Origin of the sequence: Bacillus sp. MYb209, from assembly GCF_002975175.1 — a bacterium.
Taxonomy (GTDB): Bacteria; Bacillota; Bacilli; order Bacillales; family Bacillaceae_G; genus Bacillus_A.
This window is the reverse complement of record NZ_PCNZ01000015.1, coordinates 39,530-59,281: the sequence shown is the minus strand read 5'-3', so window position 1 is coordinate 59,281 and position 19,752 is coordinate 39,530. Positions and strand designations below refer to the sequence as shown.

Genomic DNA, 19,752 nt, shown 5'->3' with positions numbered 1-19,752 from the left:
TTGTCACAGTTCAATTTTATTTCGAAGTCGTTTTACATAATTGCGGCTTACTGGAATCGGTTGCTCATCGTACCTGTCTAAATGCAAATTATACGTGCCATTATAATAAGGTTTAAGTTCTTGTACATATGACATATTAATTAAATAGCTTTTATGTACACGTAAAAAATCATATGCATTTAGTTTATTTTCTAATTCCTGGAGTGTGTATGTTGAAATATACTGATTATTCGTTGTATAAATTGAAACGGTTTTGTTTTCCTTATTTTTACTTACATATACAATATCCTCCGGGAAAATATATCTAATCCCCTCATGGCCTTCTATCGGCAGTTTACGCAAATGACTCTTTGCTTTCTCACCTTGTTCTTTTCCCATTTTATATAAAATGAATTGTAAATCTTCTTCACGAAATGGTCGTAATAAATAATAAAACGCTTGGAAACGAAAAGCTGTAATTGCCTCTTCTATATCCTCACCAATAAAAATAAATTTCGTATAACAATTCACTTCTCGTAACAAACTCGAATATTCAAAACCAGTACCATCCATTAATTGCGAATTTAAAAAAACAAAATCAGGTGTATGTTTTTTCATTATTAGCAAAGATTCTGTTCCAGTTTCCGCTTCAAAACATTCTACATTTCGAATGTTTTCAGTAAAGTTCTCAACTAATTTTCTTCGCTCTTCTGTTTCTTCCATGATAAGTAAGATTTTCATTTATCCAGCCACCTAATTCCTTTGTCCATATGTCTTGTTGTATACATTCGCTTTAGTAAGAAACAATCCCTTTTTCTTACTATACCATTATTTATCTAAAAAAACAGAAAAAAGGAAACCACTTTGATTCCCCTTTTCTTTGATCCCGATTGGTGCGGGCTAATAATCAGTGGTTGATGGACAAAACACCCACTGATTAAAGTTTCTCTTTATACTAATTCCCTCTGTTTCGTTTCTTGACCAAGTATAACTACAGCAAGTGCCCCAATTAAAATTGATCCACAGAAAATCGTAAATATTAGCGATAGTGAACCTTGTGAAGCAACTAAATACCCTACTAATAGTGGTCCAAGAATACCACCAATACGTCCAAATGCCGCTGCCATTCCTGCACCTGTACCGCGAATAGTTGTTGGATACTGTTCCGGTGTATAAGCGTATAATGCACCCCAAGCACCTAAATTAAAGAAGGATAGTAACATACCTGCCACTATTAATGCTGTTAATGACTCCGCAATTCCGAACACATAAGCACTACATGCTGTACCAATTAAATACGTAACCAATACAAATTTACGACCAAGACGTTCAATAAACCATGCAGCTGTGAAATATCCTGGAAGTTGAGCTAAGGTCATAATGAGTACGTACTGAAAACTTTTTATTAAACTAAAGCCTTTCAGTACCATTACACTAGGTAACCAAAGGAACATTCCATAATAGGAAAAGACAACACAAAACCATAGAATCCATAACATAATTGTTGCTTTACGATACTCTCCAGACCAAACCGATTTTATATTTTCAATAACAGATGGCCTTTTTGCAACCTTTTCAAATCGCGGAGAATCGGGTAAATTCCATCTTAAATATAAAGCATATAACGCTGGAACTGCACTTAATACCATAGCAACTTCCCAACCGTATTTAGGAATAACAAAATATGAGATAAGAGCTGCGATTAACCAACCACCAGCCCAAAAGCTTTCTAATAGTACAACTATTTTCCCACGTTCGTGTGCTTCAACACTCTCCGATACAAGGGTAGATGCAACTGGAAGTTCCCCGCCAAGCCCCATACCAATTAAAAAGCGTAAAACGAGGAACATCGCGAGTGTCGTCGTTAAAGCCGTTAAGCCACTACCAATAGAAAATAGTAATAATGTAATAATAAAGACCGATTTCCGTCCTATTTTATCTGATAGTATCCCAAAAACGAGCGCCCCTACAGCCATACCAATTGAGTTAATACTACCTATCCAACCCATCTCTTGAGTACTTAATCCCCACTCTTTTTGCAACGCCACTATTACAAATGAAAGCATTCCAACATCCATTGCGTCAAATAGCCAGCCAAGCCCCGCTATACCAAGTAGCTTTCGCTTCGAAATTTCTTTTACCTTGCTCACAAGAAGTCCTCCTTACACAGGTGTCTTTACACATCATTTTACATGTGTGTATTGCATAAGTAAAATACTTTCGTATAAAAAATTCTCCTTCATCACTCCCAAAAAGTAAAATGTTTATCCCGCTATTTGCGGGCAGTAGAACTCCCACCTCAAAATCCAGCTGGAGCAAAGAAGTTAGTTGGGAGTCGGGCTGCCCGTAAATGCCCGATTGGTGAGGGCTGATAATCAGTGGGGGATGAACAAAACCCCCACTGATTAAAGTTTCACTTTATCAAAAATAAACAAATAAAAAAAAGTAGCGATGTTCCGCTACTTTTTTGAACGCATTACTTCTTTTAAAAACTCGGCTAATACTAACTGACGACGCCAGCGTGTTGGATTACTACATAATCTGTAAAACCACTCTAAATGAATAGCTTGTATCCATTTTGGCGCACGCTTTACCTCTCCAGCCCACACATCTAAACTACCGCCTACTCCAACAGCCATTTTCGTTTCTAAACGATGCTTATTGTTTTGGATAAAGTTTTCTTGTCTTGGAAAGCCAAGTGCAACAAGTAATAAATCTGGTTTTGCCTCTTGAATACGTGAAACAATATTCTCTTCTTCTTCTTGTTTAAAATATCCATCTTGTATCCCCACGATAGATGCAGCTGAATATGTCTTCGTTAAATGATCAGCCGCGGCTTGTACAACATGTGGTTTTGCACCTAATAAGAAAACAGATACTGGTTTATTCTCTTCTGATAACTTCGCAAATAAATTACACATTAAGTCAAAACCTGCTACACGTTCTTTTACAGGTGTACCAAGCATACCACTTGCTTTTACAACCCCAATACCATCAGGTGTAATTAAATCGGTATTTAGTAATGTTTTATGGAACTCTTCATCCTTTTTTGCACACATAACAATTTCAGGATTTGCTGTTACTACCTGAAAAGTATCAGTTTGCTCCAATTCTAGTTGTTCCTTTAAATATTGGACCGTTTCATCCATTGTCATTGTAGAGAAAGGAACACCTAGAATATCAACCGTTTGTACTGCCATATTTAACTATCCTCTCTATCATTAAAAGTTTTTCGCTATTAATTGCTTATATGTTTCTTTCGTATCTTCATATAATTTTTGAAGTGAGAAGTTCATAGTAGCATGCTCATAAATATGCTTGCCCATTACTGATAACTCTCCAGTTTTCCACTTGTCATACGCCTCTTCTAATGCCGATGCCAATGCCTTGCCATCACCAGTTGGTACAATCCATCCATACGTTTCATCTGCAATTAACGGTTCGATTTCTCCTGCTCTAGTCACAATTGATGGTACACGTTGATTTGCCGCTTCTAATAAAACTAATGGAAATCCTTCGCTATGGGAAGTTAACAAATTGACATGTGATGAAGCGAATAATTGTTTCACATCTTGACGATGCCCTAAAAATTCAACTTTATCATTAATCCCTTTTTCAGTAGCTAATGCCTTTAGTTCTCCTTCTAACGGCCCATCACCAACTAATAACACTTTAATTTTTTCCAATTTCGTTTGTTGTAACGCATCGAATAAAACTTCATGTCCTTTAACAGGATGCAGACGCGCTACTTGGATTGCCGTAAACACATCTTCGTCAATATTAAACATTTCCTTTTTATTATAGCCATCTGCTTTTTCCTGATCATATTCAATCCCGTTATAAATAACATGCATCTTTTCATTTGAAATACCTAATGCCGCTAAGCTTTTTTTCAACCTATTCGTTACAACAAAAAATAAATCTATATTTTTTAAAGATTTCAAATTTAACTTAGTAAAAATCCAGCCTTTTAAGCCTTGTTTAGTAAAGTCTTGAAATGGATCACTATGAATTGTCGTTACCCATTTTGCCGCGAATTTCTTCTTCATTAGAGAAACAAAGAAATTCGCCCTAGGACCGTGTGTATGAACTACATCAAATTTTTCTTTATTAATGAATTCACTTATGTTCTTTAAAATGGATAAATCATAGCGAGATTTTTGTGAAAATACATGAACTTTTATTCCTAGCTCTCTTGCTTCTTTCGCAACAATTCCATCTTCAAATACTGCTAATTCTACTTCACCATCCGGAAACTGATCAAGCAGTGAAATAATATGTGTTTTTCCTCCACCATCTTCTGCTCCTGCATTCATATGCAATATCCTCATATTTTTTCCTCCTTTAAATCCTCGCTACATTTCCATCTATCTTTATTTTACTGTACTAAAAAATAAAAGCTAACAAAAGTTAGCTTTTATTTTTATCATTCAATTTCTAGATCTACGATTAGATAAGCTAACACCACTACAAAGTAAATCCCTACTCCTGGTGCTGTCAAAATATGTCCTGCAATATATGCAATACCTAATGCTAATACTAAGCTTACTGTAATCATTCCATATTTCACATTAAATATTTCCTTAAATCTTGTAACAAATGCTAGTAGGATTCTTACGCCGTAATAAATAAATGGAATCATCATTAACGCAAAACCAATAATTCCGAAATCATAAAACCAATCATGGAAGTCCATTTCGATTAGCTTCGGATCTGGCTGCTTTTGTTCATTATATTTATAGTTACCTGCATAACCCATTCCTAATAACTTTTGTGACATTGGCGCTTCTTTAAAGAACTGCTTATGTCTCTCTTCATATACTTGACGTCCACTGAAAATAAGATTTTCTTGATTTTCTTTCTTTTGCTCTTTCTCAAGCTCTTTCTTAACTTCCGCTTCTACCTTCGCCTTTTCTTCTGGTTTCTCAACTTTATGTTGTTTTTCTTCTTTTTTAATTTTCTCTTTAATTTCTTTTTCTTTTTGACCTTGCTGCGCTACATTTTGTTCTGATAAATAGTTGTTATGAATACCCATATTTTGTGCTAATGGCGTCATTTTAAACGTTCCGACAACACCAGCTAATAGGACAATAGCAATTAATCCATTAAGTACAAGAGACTTTTTGTTTGGATTTCTTCTATCAAATAATAATTGTAGTACGATAATCCCGATTGCTGCTGCTAACGTAGCACCAATTGAGCCCATCCCTACTTTCGTACCAACTTGAATTAACGAGTAAATCATTAAAAGCGATGGAATCCAATATAAAACGTGTTTCACGCTCTTTGTTTTTTGAATAGAATATAGTACCACGATAGGGAAAATAATAGCTAAGATTGACCCTAGTTCATTACCTGCATAGAACCACCCTCGGGAACCAACTTTCATCCATTGATAACTACCAAAGTCTGTAGATGTCGAAATAGAAATAACCATAATAGCGTTAATGATTAATGTTGAATACACAATACTATTTCTGACTTTGTCACTAATATTTACTTTCTTTTTCAATGATTTTAAAGCTAAAATGTATGATCCTAGCATAATATATATATATAATGCCTTCGCAACAAACTTAACTTCTTCACCAAGTACAATAGGATTCTTAACTAGTTTATTATTAATAAACCCTATCCCTAAAACTACTGCTAATAGTATTAAGTAAATTAAAAACTTCCTATTTTCCTTCTCTTTTGCCTGAATTAAAATGTAAATACCACCAACAGCCATAATAAGAAATCTTACCAAAATTCCAACAGTGGCATTTGACTTTAATAAAACGATGCTAAGAGACGTTAATAAATCTAAAACAGGCTGTAAAATAATAAAAAAGAGCAAAAAATGCTCAAATCTAACCCTAGCTTGATTTGCTAACATTCCAAGACCTCCATAAAAAATCTTTACATTATCTTTTAATCATAGTTTTCTACTGTTTAAACACACCTAGCAATTATAACATAACTCATATTTAAATTGAGAACTATTTTTCATGCCGAAACTAGTCAAATCCAGCATTATTAGTAACCGAAAACATTGTCCTTTAGCTATCCTTCCCCATCCCTATAAAAACTATCTAACACATATGCACTTATTTTCGACCGTACAGAAATATTTTTTTATCATTTTATACAAATGTACAAAGCGGACTTCTCTTATTGTACCATCCCTCCAACTAAGCTACATCAAAAAACTATACTATTAATCTTTCCACACTTTTCCGCTTTACTTTATTGCTACTTATCAAGCATTTTCAAACGCTTTCTTTAGCTATTTCATCCATTTTTCTACATGTAGCGAAAAGTAATTGTTATTTCCAAAACTTTAGTGTATATTTTTTCTCTGGAACATCTTTAAGAGGAAGGAATTAAAGCCATGTTATTAATCGATATATTTACGTTTCTTGGCATTATCGCCGCTGCCATTTCTGGTACATTAGTTGGTTTGAAAAAAGATCTAGATTTATTTGGTGTCCTTTGTTTAGCTGTAGCTACTGCGCTCGGCGGCGGTATTATTCGTGATATTATGATTGGTAACCTGCCTCCTGTCGCATTTGTAAAACCCATTTACTTTTTCGTAAGTGTACTATCAGCATTATTCACATGTATGTTTTTTGAGCGCATCAATAAACTTCAAGTTGTTATTATGCTTTCTGATGCTGTTGGTTTAGGTGTATTTACAGCTATTGGTGCAAATGCAGCAATGTCACATCACGTTGACGCCTCGTTTTTAGTCGTTTCAATGGGAGTTATTACAGGTATTGGGGGCGGTATTTTACGTGACATTTGCGCTCAAGATATCCCGTATGTATTCCGAAAAGAGATATATGCAATTGCTTCTATTTTAGGAGCAGTTAGTTTCTTAATTACACATGCAATGGGGGCACACGTATTAGCTTTCTATGTTTGTTTATTAATAACATTCGTTATTCGTGTGGTCACCGTAATATATAATGTACATTTCCCAGTTTTCTTTAAAACACATGCAAAAATTAATAAAGGCCATTAAGAGAATTCTACATAGAATTCTCTTAATTTATATACAATTCCATATACTATAGAGTAATTGTATATAAAAATATATAATTACATTAGAACAAAAAATGAAAACGCTTTATAAACAGGGGGAAGAATGATGCTTGGGGTTTTTTAAAAAAATAAAACAAACACCAGTATAATTGAATTAAGCAAAGACCAAAAAATCATATTTAACGTGCCTGCTAATTCTGAACTAAAAACTCAAATGGATATGCTACATATTTCAAAGGAAGATTTACAAATTGTTAAAGTATTACAGCCATTTATTTATGAGGAAATAGATTGGATAACAGAAAAATTCTACACCAACATCACAAAACAACCTAATTTAATTGCTGTTATTGAACGCTACAGCTCTATTCCCAAATTAAAACAAACTTTAAAGACACATATTAAAGAATTGTTCAGCGGGAATATGAATGAAGATTTTATTGAACAACGTGTTAGAATTGCAAAAAGGCACGTACAAATTGGTTTACATAGAAAATGGTATACTGCTGCTTATCAAGAATTATTCCGCTCCATCATGAAGATTTTGCAAACGAAAATTTCAACGATAGACGATTTTCCTTATTCTATAAACGTAATAAATAAATTATTCATATTAGAACAAGAACTTGTTATTGCAGCTTATGAATCCGAATATGAAAAAATCCAAAAAGAACATGAAAAAGAAAAAGAACTGACATCTATGACGATTACACATATTGCAACAGAACTAGCGGCAGTATCTGAAAAAACAAGCTCTTCTATTCAACAGTTAACATCTAAATCAGAAAGTATCGTAGGAATTGCCAAAACAGGTACATCATTAGCTACGACATCAGAAGAAAAGGCCAATAAAGGCAAAGAACAATTAAATCTGCAAAACAAACGAATATGGAAACTATCATTACTGATACTCGTGAACTTCTTGATATTTCTAACAAAATTAACGAAATCATTGATATTGTAAAATCAATCGCCGAGCAAACAAATTTACTAGCATTAAATGCTGCTATTGAATCTGCACGTGCTGGCGAATTTGGTAAAGGTTTTTCAGTCGTAGCGAGAGAAATCCGAAAGTTATCAGAGCAAACGAAAGAATCAATTTCCAACGTTACAAAACTCGTTGAAAAAACTAATGAACAAATTATACACGTCTCTTCTTCCGTGGAACAAATAAGCTCTCTCGTATCTGAAGGGACAGATAGTATGCATGCGACAGATCAATATTTCCAAGAAATCGTAAAAGATATGTCTAACTCTAAAGAACAAAATAAAAAAATTGAAAATGAATTAGAAACTATTTCACAAGTAATGAAGAGTATTCAAGACGATTCCTCGAAAATGGCCTTAACAGCGGATAATTTACAACTAGAACTAAACCGATAAGGCAAACCGATACAAAGTGGAGATTCTTCATCCCCACTTTGTATTCATCCTTATCATCCATCTACAAAAAAAGAATCCAAAATGGATTCTTTTATTTTCTGAAAAATATTTTTTGGCAATAAAAATAACTCATATAAACACCAAAGCTTTGTAAAATAAACAAAGCTGGCATAATAATATTATAATATGCCATATCTACTTGAAAGAGCCTTAACGATACATATCCGGTAATTAATAATACAAACAACATATATCCTTCATTTTGCTGTTTCTTAATTAGAAAATGTAATAAAGCTATGGACATAAATAATGTCACCGCTATATATATAAGCTTTTCACATTTAAAAATAATAGAATTTATTCCCTCGTCTGAAAGCTGGTTAATAACTGGTTTTAACAGTTTAAACCTTTCTACTTCCATTTCTTTTAACTCTTGATCAATGTGCTCTTTTACACTTTGATTTTTGGATGTTTTTTCTTCATTTTGACTTTTTCCAATTAAAACAGATTGAACATAAGTCTGATTAGAAATCGTATACTGTGACATTCCCATCATCTTGATACCATAGCTCACACCAAAATGAGTACTATAAAACAGAATAAGTAGTCCTATCATTTTTAATAGTAATTTTTGTTTCGTTGCTGATTGAAATAATTCAATTAACAGCACATATACAGCTATAAAAATAGGTAAAAATAACCCCATTGGGAAAATCATATTGCTAAGCGCAAATAAAATGGCTGAAATTACCCACATATAAGGATGATCTAATCCCTTATATAAAAATATGTAACAAGCACAATAACATAAAAATATTGCGAGTGATTCCGCCGTTAATACAGAACTCATAAATATATTTGGAATATATAAAGCGTAAAACATTGATGCAACACGACCACACTCTTCTCCAAAGACCATTGACGCAATGCGATAAATGAAAAATGCAGTTCCTGTACAAAATAAAATATTAAATAGTTGTAAAGCAAATACCGTATCACCAAATATACGAATGATGATCGATTCATAAATAATAAAAGGTAACTGTGCTACATTCTCTATATTATTGCCAATTGCAATCTGCTTTGCAGACTCATACATAGCTTTCATATCACCTATCATTGGAACATCTACAAATAGAACTGTGATAAGTCTTACAACTATAGATATGCTTATAAGAAAAATAAGAAATTGTTTATCTGTAAAACGATATTGCAAAATTGATGCTACTAACAAAATAAGAATAACAAAAATCACTAATACGATTGTTATACTTGTTGTACTTCCCCCAAAAAATTGCTTACTTGTTTCAAAAGCCGACCAACAACTATAGACAAAAAATGCGAGCATCGCACCTATCATTATTTTACTGAAGAAAGACGAAAAATTTGTTTTTATATGATTCATATGTCCATTGCACCTCTATTTCCATTCATAACAAAACGATTTTATCATGAATAGGCACAAGGTTAATAGGGAATTTCTATGACAAATACATAGTCATTACTTTTTCACTTGCAATGTAAGCGAATCCTCTTTTACACTACATTTTATATACGATAAATTTTCTTTCAGTTACATGAATACAAATACAGAAATTTCAATAAAGTGAAACTTTAATCTGCGGGGGTTTTGTTCATCCTCCACTGACTATTAGCCCGCAAATAGCGGGATAATCCTCTTTTGGAACACTTTACTTCATTAAATATCTAATATGAGTACTCCACTTACACATGTCACTCTGATTGAAAACAGAAAATAGGGGATGAATATATGGAAAAGAAATTCATGCGAGAATCAAAAGCAATTAAAACAACACGTGTTTTTCCTAACGATTTAAATAATCACCAAACACTTTTTGGGGGGAAATTATTAGCAGAAATTGATAGTATCGCTTCAATTGCAGCTGCAAGACATAGCCGCAAACATTGCGTAACAGCATCTATCGATTCCGTTGATTTTTTAACTCCAATTCACCAAGCAGATTCTGTTTGTTATGAAGCATTCGTATGTTATACAGGAAAATCTTCAATGGAAGTTTTCGTAAAAGTAATTGCAGAGGATCTACTAGCAGGCGAGCGTAGAATGGCCGCAACGTGTTTTATTACATTTGTCGCATTAAAAGACGGAAAACCTTCATCTGTACCACAAGTAATTCCTGAAACAGAGGAAGAACATTGGCTACATACAACTGGTTCAGAGCGTGCAGAAAATAGAAAAAAAGGACGTTTGAAAAGTACAGAAATGGCTGAAGTGTTAACTTTAAGTAAGCCTTGGAATATGTAACATTAAAATTTTATCTTATACATGCACAGGTTTTTTCTTCCTTGCATGTATTTTTTATTATAATAAAGTGTTACGCCTTAGCATTTTTATTCGATGCCTGTTTCCTAAAATCACCCATCAGCTTTTCCTTTATTTTGTTATACTATTAATGGTATATTAAATAATGTTCGTTTAAAAATGACCATAATATGATTAAGTATATAAGGGATGGTGCGGTAATGTCTATTGAGGTACCAATTTCAATACCAAAAACGTTAATTATTATTCCAGCGTATAACGAGGAAGAAGCAATTGCAGATACATTAACAAGATTATTAGAACTAAAACAGCATTTTACAGCATTAAGCATTTGCGTTATTAATGATGGATCAAAAGATAAAACAGCTCAAATCGTAAAAGATTTCCCTGTTCATCTTGTTAATTTACCATATAATCTAGGTATCGGTTCAGCTGTACAAACTGGATATAAATACGCTTATGAGAACGGATATGATATTGCGATTCAGTTCGATGCTGATGGACAACATAATCCTGATGATTTATACAAAATCATACAGCCTATTGCCGAGGATCAATGCGATATGGTGCTGGGTTCACGTTTTACAGAAAAAACAGCATATAAAGGTAGTATTTCCCGAAGAATCGGTATTTTTTATTTTACTGCTCTATTGAAAGTACTAACAAAACAAACATTTATGGATCCAACTTCTGGGTATCGTGCTATCAATCGAGAAGTAATTAAGATTTTTGCACACAATTATCCAAAAGATTATCCAGAACCAGAAGTCCTTATTCATTTAAAAAAGAAAAAACTTCGCATTAATGAAATATCTGTAAATATGCAAGAGCGACAAGGTGGACAATCTTCCATCACTCCCCTTAAATCTGCATATTACATGGTTAAGGTAAGTCTTGCTATATTGATGCAAAAAATCGTGAAAGGTTGATAATAAATGCATATAATTACCTTTTCATTTATCTTTATTTTATTACTATTCTTCTTAATTATTAATTCCATTCGTCGTGGGACTTTAGAAACAAAATATGCTATTTTATGGATTTTTGTTTGTATTGCAATGGCTATTTTAAGTTCTACGGATAAAATTATAAATTGGATTGGAAAACTATTAAAAGTAGAATATCCTCCGTCCATTTTATTCTTATTCGGACTATTATTCTGTTTTATCTTAATTTTTGACCTGACGAGAAAAATCTCCAAATTACACCATCAACTTGTAACCTTAACGCAAGATTATGCATTATTAAAACAAAAGTTAAAGATAACAGATAAAGAATAACTTCCTAACTAAATACTAATATGTTAAAGCTCCTTAATTTCGCTTGAAAAATTAAGGGGCTTTTATCATTTCAAATTATTTCTTTCTAATTATACGAGGTACCACAATAGAAAGTTGATTTACAAAGTTTATATGCGGTAAACTTATACAGATGTTCTTGTAATCATCTTCCCTTTAAAAGGCTTATATATAAGTGTAAAACATAAAAAATTTGAGGAGATAATAATTATATGATGGAACAAAAACAAATCGTTTCAGTTGTTATCCCGCTGTATAATGCGGAAAAATACATCGAAGAGACGATGGAATCAATACTAAATCAAACATATAAAAATATTGAAATTGTAATTGTAGATGACGGGAGTAAAGATCAATCATCTTCTATTGTAAAAAATCTTGAACAGAAATATCCGGGACAATTAAAATATGTCCCACAAGAAAATCAAGGCGTTTCAGTTGCTCGTAATACAGGAATTGAAAATGCTAGCGGAGAATATGTTGCTTTTCTTGATAGTGATGATTTATGGCATCCAACAAAAATAGAAAAACAAATTGAAAGTATGCATAAAAACAACATGAACGCTTGTTATTGCGGCTATATGAACTTTTACGAAGAGACTGGGGAAAAAGTTGAGCATACGACAAACTTTATTAAAGGTGATATGACAAAAGCTTTCTTAACACATCAAGTTGTTGCTCAGACGAGCACTTGGATTTTCAAAAAATCTACCGTGATGGATCATAACATTCGTTTCACACCAGGATGTAGCTGGGGAGAAGACTTAGAATTTCTATTTAAATTAATGAGTGTAACAAATGTATGCTATGTAGATGAATATTTAACATATTATCGAATCTTATCAGAAGGAAATCTTTCTTCAAAGTATAAAGATTATGAATTAAAAACAACAAAAGAATTAGAAATATTTAATCGAATGAAAGATTGGGTTCATAATAAGTCAAAAGACTTAATCGTGAATGATTCTACAGAACTTATTGAAATCCTTGAAACTTATTTATTCCCATATACAGTCATTAACAACGCTTGTATATACATTAAGGGAAACTCTAAATTAGATAAATCACAAGTTCAACTAATCAAGAGCGATATAAATAAATATTGTCGCAAAATTTATTCAAAAAATGGAAAACGAAGCAAAAAACTATACGCAATGCTTTGGTTTGTACGAATAAAGTTTATGTTTTCTTAAATAAAGCATACGCTTTTAAACATACTTTCCGTAAACAAATCAAATTTACAAATAGGATGAAGTGCGTCCTGAAAAATAGAAAGGTCTTGTTCCATGAAAACAAATAAAATTCTTAAAAACGCATCCTACCTCTTTGTAGGAAATATTACTGTTCGTTTTGTACTTGCTATTGCGACCATTCTCTTTGCAAGATACGTTTCTCCAGGTGAGTATGGCATGTTTACAACTGCATTAGCAGTTTCCGCTGTTATTTGTTATTTTACAGATGCAGGTTTGACACATACATTTATGCGTGAAGGAACGAGAAGCGATGCTAACATTAGCGTATTAATAAGTAGTTATTTACGTATTCGTTTAGTATTAGCTATCGTAATTTCTGTGCTCTTCGCTATTTTTGCTCAGTTCTTCTATGCTGATGCTTACTTACGTGCGATGGTATATTGGGTTGTGCTACCGACCATGTTTGGAGCGACTTTACAAGGTGTTGGAATGGCTTATTTCCAAGTAACAGAACGTATGCAATTTACAGCGATTATTTCTGTACTACAAGGCGTGACAGCCGCAGCTGCGCTTCTACTAGGAATGTCATTTAAATGGTCACTTATGATGGTCGCTGCCATGTACGGGATATCTAGTCTTGTAACAGGAGTCATCGCCTTTATAATGGTAATTCGCTATACAACAGTTCATAAAGGCTGGGACAAAGGTATTTTAGATCAACTGCTTATTTTCACAATCAATGGGATCATCATTATGCTTTTACCACAGTTAGGGCCCATTATATTACAAAAAGTTTCAACATATGAGCAAGTTGGATTCTTTGGCGCTGCATCGAAAATACCTGCTGTACTTTATCAAATACCCGGTGTAATTGCAGCGGCCTTTTATCCAAAATTATTTGCTTTTGGAAATGAAAAGAATATTGATGAACATAGAAAACTATCTCAGTTCGAATTAAAACTTATGTCTTTCTTAGGAATGGGAATCTCCATTCCATTTATCGCTGATCCAAGCTTTTGGATTGTTACTTTATTAGGTGAAGAATATGCACCAGCTGGTGATGCTCTTGCAATTTTAGCCTTTATGGTCATTTTACAATCCATCAACTATCCACTTGCTGATAATTTAACAACAATTGGTCAACAGTGGAAGCGTGCGACAACGATGGGAATTGGATTGGCTGTTGCCATCATAAGTTACATCGTATTAGGTGGCCAATTTGGAATGATGGGAGCTGCTGTGGCTGCTATCATTACTGAGGTTACTTTATTAATCGGGTTTACTTTATTCGTTCGTAAAGGATTTACATTACTATTCAAAGGGATTGTATTTAATACACTAGCATTTATAATCAGTTACGCCCTATACCGCACAGTATTAATTAACTTACCACCACTGGTAGCTCTAACACTTACTGGTATATTGTACGGTATTATTGGCCTTGCAATTGATCCACAAATACGCGGGTTAATTTTAGGATTTGTAAATAAAAAATTAGTTCGTAAAAATGCTTAAAAGCCAAAAGCTTTTCCTATTAAAAATGGAAAAGCTTTTGGCTTTTTATATACCATCATTTACAGAACATAAACTCTGAAGACTGCACTTCATTATTCTCGACTTTTCAGTGGTTAAAAAATGCTATATATTCCATGTCAAATTGACTTACTTTCTGAGAATGCTTTATACTAAATTACAAGTAAACTATGAAATTCAATGCTTGTAAAATATATATGATACAACAAAAATATATATTTTTTTATGCTAAAACTAAAAAACACACCTTTATAATCGGTGTGTTTTTATATGTAACAACTTTCAAAGGAGGATTATAAATTTTTATGAGCATAAAGCCGAACAATAAGATTTTCTCAAAGAAAACTATAATGATTATTCCGATATTATTATTGTGTGCTTTTGCTTTTCATTATTTCTTTTTAACATCTAATCAAATCTTTTCTGGTACAGGTGATGCATTAAGCCAATTTGGTTTCTTTACATTTCTCCTGCAACATGCCTTTAAAGATGGTAATCTTTTTTGGTCTTTTGATTATGGATTAGGTGGAGATTTATTTGGAGAGTTTAGTTATTATTACAGTACAGCGCCGTTCTTCTGGATTACGCTGTTACTTCCTAAATTAAACATTGAACAAATCTATGATATGAAATTATACATGAGTATTTTAAAAAACTTTTTAGCTATGTTATTCATGTATGGTTCTTTACGTTATCATAATAAAACAGTCTTCTCATCTTTTATTGCTGCTATTATATATGGTGGATGTATTACTTTTATGCGCCATTCATTACTTTGGGATTTCATGGCTGATGCCATCGTATTTTTACCATTAGTAATATGGGGACTTGATAAATATATTATAGAAAAGAAACGTGGACTTTTCCTAGTAGCTGCTACTTTAATGTTAGCATCGAACTTTTATTTTGCTTTTATCACAAGTATTTTCATTTTCATTTATGCATTTTTCCAATACTTTGCCACACAGCAAAATAAAACAATCGCCTCTTTTCTAGCTTATTATATTAAAATTGGATTATTATACGGTCTATCACTTGGCTTGGCTGCAGTTTGCTTTATCCCATCAGTCAATGCGGTATTTAGTGCGGATCGGTTAACGAAGAAATTTGATATACCTTTATTCTTTGAAGATAAATTTTATAAAGATCTAATGGAAACTATCTTCTTCGTATATGATGCTGAAAATCATCAATTAGCTTTACCAGCTTTAATTTTATTCCTAATCATATTTGGAATGTTTATACGTGATAAACTTGTTAAAAATAAGGTACTCTTTACATTTTTCATGTTCATTCTGTTTATGCTTCCGTATACATACTCTGTATTTAATGGTTTCTCAGCAATGCAATATAGATGGCTTTATTTATTTGTATTTGTAATTGCTCAAACTATAGCATACATCTTAGATTGGATGATTGTTCATAAGAAAGAGCATAAATTACTTTATATAATGAGTTCATTAGTATCAATAGGATTATTCATTTATGCATTTTATAGAAAAGTAAATATAAATGTAAGTGATAAACCTTTACAGGCAGTTGACAATATTTTAATCGGAACTATCGTTCTTTCTGTCATTACAGTATGTTTATGGCGTTATCTTTCTAAACCTTTCATACAATTTTTAGTTGTAGTGAACGTACTCGTTAGTACAATTTCCATGAATTACATGTATGCTAATAATATACTTAGTACAGCTTTCGGACAAAGCAATGCTACAAAAGAAGCTTTACATGTATCTGGCTATGATAACAAAGATGAGATTGCTGCCATTCGTTATATACAAGAATATGATAAAGACTTTTATCGTATTCTTAACCCAGGTAGCGCCCATAACACACCAATGCTACAAGGTTATCATGGTACAAGTACGTACCAAAGCCTGATTAATTATTATGTTCATGACTTTATGAAAAATAAATACAACGTATTCCAAGGGTTCGACACTCCTTCGATGTTCTTCCAAGTTGATAGTCGACTACTACTTGAAAATATGTTAGGTGTAAAATATCGCGTACTAAGTGCTGATACAGATCAAAAAAATATCCCATATGGATATAAACTATTAAAACAAGTAGGGCCGTATAATATTTACAAAAATGACTATGCTTTACCGTTAGGGTATGTATATGATTCTGGTATAAGTGAAGAAGAATTTTCTAAATTAAACTTCGCTCAACGTGACCAATTATTATTACATGCTGCAGTCGTTAATAATGTAAAAGACTTTTCATTAACTCATTTTGATAAAAAGAACCTTAATTCAAAAGCGGTATCTATCAAAATGGAAGAAGTACAACTAGAAAATATGGAAAAAGAGAATAATAAACTCATTGTCCATGGCAATGGAAATATGATCGTACCTATAAATTATCCTAATACTCCTGGAGATTTAATTGTAGAATTAAAGATAAAAAATAAAGGTTCATTCCATGCAGTAGTTAACGGGAAAGATATGGGGAAAGGTGAAGACACTGGTGCATACTCATATCCTTTAGAAAGATTTGTTTATAATTTAGGTAAAGACGATCATCCAGACCAACTAACTATTTCTATTGATGCACCAGGTGAATACGAACTTGAAGACTTACAAGCAAATATCGTAAATTACGAAGGTGTACAAAAAGAAACAGAAAAACTAACTGAAAATAGACTTCAAAATATTTATTATAAAAACAACTATTTAAAAGGTGAAATCAACTCGAAAAAAGATGGATTACTATATTTATCTGTTCCATATAGTAAAGGTTGGACTATAAAAGTTGATGGAAAAGAAACAGAATTCACGAAAGTAAATTCTGCCTTTATTGGCGTCCCGATTACAAAAGGAGCACATGTAATCGAAATGACTTATGTTACACCTTACTTTAAATTAGGTATGATTATATCAATTATTTCACTAATTATTTGTGTAGCCTTACTAGTTTTTACAAATCAAAAAGGACGCCGAAAATTACCTTTTAAAAAGCAGAAATGAGCACTCAATAAATCATGAAGCTATCCAAAGCGGATAGCTTCATAAAAAATATTAAATAACGTTTTAAACATTATAAACAAGGAGGGTCAAAAATGACTCTTTCAATAGTCGTACCATGCTACAATGAAGAAAAGATGCTTCGAGCCTTTTATTCAGAGACTTCTCTTGAAATTCATAAATTAACTACCGATTATGAATTTGTTTTTGTAAATGATGGTAGTAAAGATAATACATTAAATATTCTACGTGATTTGGCAAATTCAGATTCAGCTGTTCATTATATATCATTTAGTCGGAATTTCGGCAAAGAAGCCGCTATGTTAGCTGGTTTAAAATACGCTACAGGTGATGCAGTTGTTATTATGGACGCCGATTTGCAACATCCTCCTACACTAATAAAAGAAATGTTAGAAGGATATAACGAAGGTTACGACCAAGTTATTGCAAAAAGAACAAGAACAGGTGATTCACCCGTTCGCTCTTTCGTTTCTCGTCTATACTATAAAGTGATGAATAAGTTTGTAGATATTGAACTAGTAGACGGCATTGGAGATTTTAGACTTTTAAGTAGAAGAGCTGTTGATTCTCTATTATCTTTAAGCGAATACAATCGCTTCTCAAAAGGTTTATTCTCCTGGATTGGATTTAATGAATTAATTATTGGATATGAAAATGTATTACGTTCTGATGGAGAAAGTAAGTGGACTTTTTCTAAATTGTTAAATTACGGAATAGATGGTGTTATCTCATTCAATAATAAACCATTAAGACTATCTATATATCTTGGATTATTAACAACTATTTTAGGGATTTTATACGTAATTACTACATTTATTCAAATTATTGTTGGTGGTGTTGAAGTCCCAGGATACTTCACTTTAATTTCTGCTATATTATTTATTGGTGGTATTCAACTCATTTTCCTAGGTGTTATGGGTGAATACATCGGTCGCATTTATTATGAAACGAAACGTAGACCACATTTTATTGTAGCTGAAAAGAAGGTTAGTGAAGTCAAACAAAAAGCGTAATATAAAAAAGTTATTTCTATCCACAGAAGTAACTTTTTTTATATACTAACATTTACACACCTTTATTTTGCATAGATATAATCGTTTCTTTTAGCCCATTATAATAAGAAGTTTTTGGTATATTCCCAATATACCTCTCATATTTCTCTCCGCTTAATACAACAGGATTTTCTGTCAAATATAGCATTTCCACAAATTCTTTCATCTGCTTATCAAATAGTCCAATTAAATTTATCATACCTTTTTTTACTGTCATTACTGGTTTTGTATATCCCGTTAATTCTTGTATATGTTGAATCATCTCTTCACCTGTAATGACACCATAACCCGGTATGTTCCAATTTTGTCCATAGGCCTCATCACGTAAGGCTAATTCAATCATTGCTTTTGCACCATCTGGTGTAAAAATATATTCACGAGCAATCTTTTTATCTCCAACAAAGCTTGATAACTTATTTGCAAGTACCCCATTTAAAGTATGATGAACAAGTGTACTTTCTGCATTTGGACCATAAAAATCAGGGAAATGTGCAATAAACATTTGTACACGAGCCTGTTTTGCCATCATTTCTAGTTGTAACCGAATTTTCCCTTTCTTCGTATGTGGTGCCTTTTTAACTTCTTCCGCTACAGGTTCTTCCCCTTGCCTCCCATACGCATAAATATTATCAACTATCCCTAACTTACTGTCGTAATACCTTGCTACTTCTAATATATTTTTTAATAATTTTGGTTGCTTCTTCTCCCAATCTGAATATGGAATGTTTACAGCATGAAATATAATATCAACGCCTTTCGCACCTTCCATTATATCCTCCTGTATAAATACATCTCCGGCTACAACTTTCACATTTTCTTCTCCAGAAAATAATATCTCTAATTTCTCTTTATTCCGCGCAAAGGCCACTACATGAATTCCTCTGTTACATAATTCTTTTACAATTGCATACCCCATTGATCCAGATGCTCCTAGCACTAAAGCTTTTTTCATTATAAATCCCCCCTAAATTAATTAACCGCTGTTCAATT

At 32.6% G+C, this 19,752-nt stretch carries 17 protein-coding genes; 10 read left to right on the top strand and 7 right to left on the bottom strand.

Annotated elements, in window-relative coordinates; all coding sequences use genetic code 11:
• Nucleotides 1-3: 3 nt before the first annotated feature.
• The 5 genes from CQZ94_RS19885 to CQZ94_RS19860 all read right to left on the bottom strand — a co-directional run bounded on the left by CQZ94_RS19885 (nucleotide 4) and on the right by CQZ94_RS19860 (nucleotide 5,857).
• The gene (locus tag CQZ94_RS19885; protein ID WP_105586754.1) at nucleotides 4-720 is read right to left on the bottom strand and encodes a LytR/AlgR family response regulator transcription factor; all 717 of its coding nucleotides are present in this window, start codon (nucleotides 718-720) and stop codon (nucleotides 4-6) included.
• A 209-nt stretch (nucleotides 721-929) separates the two neighbouring features.
• Nucleotides 930-2,129 (bottom strand): MFS transporter, encoded by a 1,200-nt coding sequence (locus CQZ94_RS19880; protein ID WP_105586753.1) that lies wholly within the window; start codon nucleotides 2,127-2,129, stop codon nucleotides 930-932.
• Nucleotides 2,130-2,438: 309 nt separating this feature from the next.
• Complete coding sequence (locus CQZ94_RS19870; RefSeq protein WP_105586751.1) at nucleotides 2,439-3,179, bottom strand: WecB/TagA/CpsF family glycosyltransferase; 741 nt, start codon at nucleotides 3,177-3,179, stop codon at nucleotides 2,439-2,441.
• A gap of 21 nt (nucleotides 3,180-3,200) precedes the next feature.
• Nucleotides 3,201-4,310, bottom strand: a complete 1,110-nt coding sequence (locus tag CQZ94_RS19865) for a glycosyltransferase family 4 protein (protein WP_105586750.1) — start codon at nucleotides 4,308-4,310, stop codon at nucleotides 3,201-3,203.
• A 95-nt stretch (nucleotides 4,311-4,405) separates the two neighbouring features.
• A complete protein-coding gene (locus CQZ94_RS19860; protein ID WP_105586749.1) occupies nucleotides 4,406-5,857 on the bottom strand; it encodes an O-antigen ligase family protein in 1,452 nt (483 codons plus the stop codon).
• A 495-nt stretch (nucleotides 5,858-6,352) separates the two neighbouring features.
• On the opposite strand from CQZ94_RS19860, the gene CQZ94_RS19855 reads away from it, so the two are divergent.
• The 3 genes from CQZ94_RS19855 to CQZ94_RS32415 all read left to right on the top strand — a co-directional run bounded on the left by CQZ94_RS19855 (nucleotide 6,353) and on the right by CQZ94_RS32415 (nucleotide 8,388).
• Nucleotides 6,353-6,985: a trimeric intracellular cation channel family protein gene (locus CQZ94_RS19855; RefSeq protein WP_000924380.1), complete on the top strand. Its 633-nt coding sequence runs from the start codon at nucleotides 6,353-6,355 to the stop codon at nucleotides 6,983-6,985.
• Nucleotides 6,986-7,219: 234 nt separating this feature from the next.
• The gene (locus tag CQZ94_RS32420) at nucleotides 7,220-7,969 is read left to right on the top strand and encodes a protoglobin family protein (RefSeq protein WP_258166034.1); all 750 of its coding nucleotides are present in this window, start codon (nucleotides 7,220-7,222) and stop codon (nucleotides 7,967-7,969) included.
• Nucleotides 7,894-8,388, top strand: a complete 495-nt coding sequence (locus CQZ94_RS32415; RefSeq protein WP_374954552.1) for a methyl-accepting chemotaxis protein — start codon at nucleotides 7,894-7,896, stop codon at nucleotides 8,386-8,388. Before CQZ94_RS32420 ends, CQZ94_RS32415 begins: the two co-directional genes overlap by 76 nt.
• Nucleotides 8,389-8,479: 91 nt before the next feature.
• On the opposite strand, the gene CQZ94_RS19845 is transcribed toward CQZ94_RS32415, so the two are convergent.
• A complete protein-coding gene (locus CQZ94_RS19845; RefSeq protein ID WP_105586748.1) occupies nucleotides 8,480-9,793 on the bottom strand; it encodes an ArnT family glycosyltransferase in 1,314 nt (437 codons plus the stop codon).
• A 366-nt stretch (nucleotides 9,794-10,159) separates the two neighbouring features.
• Between CQZ94_RS19845 and CQZ94_RS19840 the strand changes: the two genes are divergently transcribed.
• The 7 genes from CQZ94_RS19840 (at nucleotide 10,160) to CQZ94_RS19810 (ending at nucleotide 18,723) form a co-directional block, all read left to right on the top strand.
• A complete protein-coding gene (locus CQZ94_RS19840; RefSeq protein WP_105586747.1) occupies nucleotides 10,160-10,672 on the top strand; it encodes an acyl-CoA thioesterase in 513 nt (170 codons plus the stop codon).
• Between the two features lie 218 nt (nucleotides 10,673-10,890).
• Nucleotides 10,891-11,619, top strand: coding sequence for a glycosyltransferase family 2 protein (locus CQZ94_RS19835; protein ID WP_000021472.1), 729 nt, complete (start codon nucleotides 10,891-10,893; stop codon nucleotides 11,617-11,619).
• Between the two features lie 6 nt (nucleotides 11,620-11,625).
• A complete protein-coding gene (locus tag CQZ94_RS19830; protein WP_002174456.1) occupies nucleotides 11,626-11,970 on the top strand; it encodes a DUF2304 domain-containing protein in 345 nt (114 codons plus the stop codon).
• Between the two features lie 230 nt (nucleotides 11,971-12,200).
• A complete protein-coding gene (locus CQZ94_RS19825) occupies nucleotides 12,201-13,181 on the top strand; it encodes a glycosyltransferase family 2 protein (RefSeq protein ID WP_105586746.1) in 981 nt (326 codons plus the stop codon).
• A 93-nt stretch (nucleotides 13,182-13,274) separates the two neighbouring features.
• Nucleotides 13,275-14,696 carry an oligosaccharide flippase family protein gene (locus CQZ94_RS19820; RefSeq protein WP_105586745.1) on the top strand — a complete coding sequence of 474 codons (1,422 nt, stop codon included), beginning with the start codon at nucleotides 13,275-13,277 and terminating at the stop codon, nucleotides 14,694-14,696.
• Nucleotides 14,697-15,019: 323 nt separating this feature from the next.
• Nucleotides 15,020-17,692: a YfhO family protein gene (locus CQZ94_RS19815; protein ID WP_105586744.1), complete on the top strand. Its 2,673-nt coding sequence runs from the start codon at nucleotides 15,020-15,022 to the stop codon at nucleotides 17,690-17,692.
• A gap of 92 nt (nucleotides 17,693-17,784) precedes the next feature.
• Nucleotides 17,785-18,723 (top strand): glycosyltransferase family 2 protein, encoded by a 939-nt coding sequence (locus CQZ94_RS19810; protein ID WP_105586743.1) that lies wholly within the window; start codon nucleotides 17,785-17,787, stop codon nucleotides 18,721-18,723.
• A 52-nt stretch (nucleotides 18,724-18,775) separates the two neighbouring features.
• Here the strand turns inward: CQZ94_RS19810 and CQZ94_RS19805 are convergent, their stop codons facing one another.
• Complete coding sequence (locus CQZ94_RS19805) at nucleotides 18,776-19,714, bottom strand: SDR family NAD(P)-dependent oxidoreductase (protein ID WP_105586742.1); 939 nt, start codon at nucleotides 19,712-19,714, stop codon at nucleotides 18,776-18,778.
• Between the last annotated feature and the right edge of the window lie 38 nt (nucleotides 19,715-19,752).